This window comes from Rathayibacter sp. AY1B8 (assembly GCF_002932775.1).
GTDB lineage: Bacteria > Actinomycetota > Actinomycetes > Actinomycetales > Microbacteriaceae > Rathayibacter.
The window spans coordinates 1-1,553 of sequence record NZ_PSWJ01000054.1 but is presented as its reverse complement, the minus strand read 5'-3'; the positions used below and the strand labels follow the sequence as shown (position 1 = coordinate 1,553).

The following is a 1,553-nucleotide window of genomic DNA, read 5'->3' as shown; positions in this document are numbered from 1 at the left end:
GGCGACCGGTGGGACGACTGATGCTCACCGTCTAATCGAAACCGTCGTGCGTGCAGTGCACCATGACCTACCGGGTGCTCGAGAAGAAGGGCATCGAGTACACCACCGTCGACATCACCACCAACCCCGCAGCGCTCGCGTACGTCACGGAGGAGCTGGGCTATTCCGCCGCCCCCGTGGTCGTCGCGAGCGACCAGGACCACTGGTCGGGCTTTCGCCCCGACCTCATCGAGAAGCACGCCGCATGACCGGCCCGAACGTCACTGGCGACGACTACCGGGCCGGGTACCTCGCCGGACAGGCCGACCGGCAAGGCGAAGTCGACTGGCTGGAGAACGAGGCCGACCGGCTCTACCGCCTCGCCTACGGCGACGAGCGCCGCGTCCCGGACCTCACCGTCACACGCGCCGAGCTCGAACAGCGCAGAGCGCTGTCCGAGCCGCCCGTGGAAGTCACGAGGCGCGACGCTCTGGCGTCCTGGGGCATCGAGACACCCGCCACCGACACCCCGGCGGCCGCGGCCGCGGCCGAGAACCCGTCGACGTCGACGGGACCCACCAACCGCACGAGCAGGAGACGTCAGATGAGCACCAGGACCATCACCGGCAACCTCGCCGCCGACCCCGAGGCCGTGCAGGCGGGCCGCGTGCAGATCGTGAAGCTGCGCGTCATCGAGAACACCGGCGAATACCGCGCGGGGGAGTGGACCCCGCACGACGCCCCGACCACGCACTACGTGGAAGCGAAGTTCGAACTCGGCGAGCACGTGCTCGCCTCCCTCCACAAGGGAGACGCCGTGATCGTCCTCGGCTACGAGCGCACCGTCGCCTGGGGCGAAGGCGAGAACCGCCGCACCGGCCGCGTCCTCGAAGCCGACGCCATCGGCCCCAACCTCACCCGCGCGACCGCCGTCGTCACCACAACCACCCAACGCGCACCCCGCCGCAGCGCCGCCTCCGCGGCTGAGTAGGACTCGGTCCTCCGAGACATTCCGCCATCCGCCGCAGACCTCGCCGTTCTACGGCCTATATTCGCGGTTCTCCGTAGAGGACGGAGGCGGTCCGGGGTTGGGCTGCTGGAAGCTGCCCACACCCAGAGCGGCGAGCCCCGCGGACAGCGCGGCGCCCAGAAGGCGGAAGACGATCACGAATGCCTTTCCGACGAACTTCAACACGTTTGCCATCACGAGACCATCGCTTTCCGGAACTGATCGCAACGCTAGTGGTTCCGAGCGAATCCCGGTGGGTTCTACTCCCAGCCGTTCGCGATCCGGACCGCGTAGAGGATGACGTGATCCTCCGGGATCGCTGCGCGCACTTCCGGGATCGCCGCGGCGCTCGTCGCCGCGTTGCTGCGCACCACCGTTGATGCCGATTCCGCGCGCGTCCGGTGTGCCAGTTCCCACATGCCTCCATCGTCGCATCCGACGCTGACACGACCCGCTCGAGCGTGGGGGCCGGCGGCGCCGGCCCGTGAGGGGCGACCCCCTCACGCTCCCCGGTGTCCCGTTCCGGGGCGCGAGCTGCACTCGCGCAGCGGCGACGGAGCACCGC

The 1,553-nt window shown here is 69.6% G+C and carries 1 protein-coding gene and 1 pseudogene; both read left to right on the top strand.

The features are described 5' to 3' along the window. Window positions 1–35: 35 nt before the first annotated feature. A pseudogene (nrdH, locus tag C5C63_RS16610) lies at window positions 36–248 on the top strand (glutaredoxin-like protein NrdH); the annotation flags it as partial. Further along, window positions 245–970, top strand: a complete 726-nt coding sequence (locus C5C63_RS16605; protein WP_104326460.1) for a hypothetical protein — start codon at window positions 245–247, stop codon at window positions 968–970. The pseudogene nrdH and the gene C5C63_RS16605, both read left to right, overlap by 4 nt. Window positions 971–1,553: the final 583 nt, after the last annotated feature.

What these genes read in the sequence shown, in the direction of transcription:
- C5C63_RS16605 (WP_104326460.1), top strand. Translation starts at nt 245, where the DNA reads ATGACCGGCCCGAACGTCACTGGCGACGACTACCGGGCCGGGTACCTC.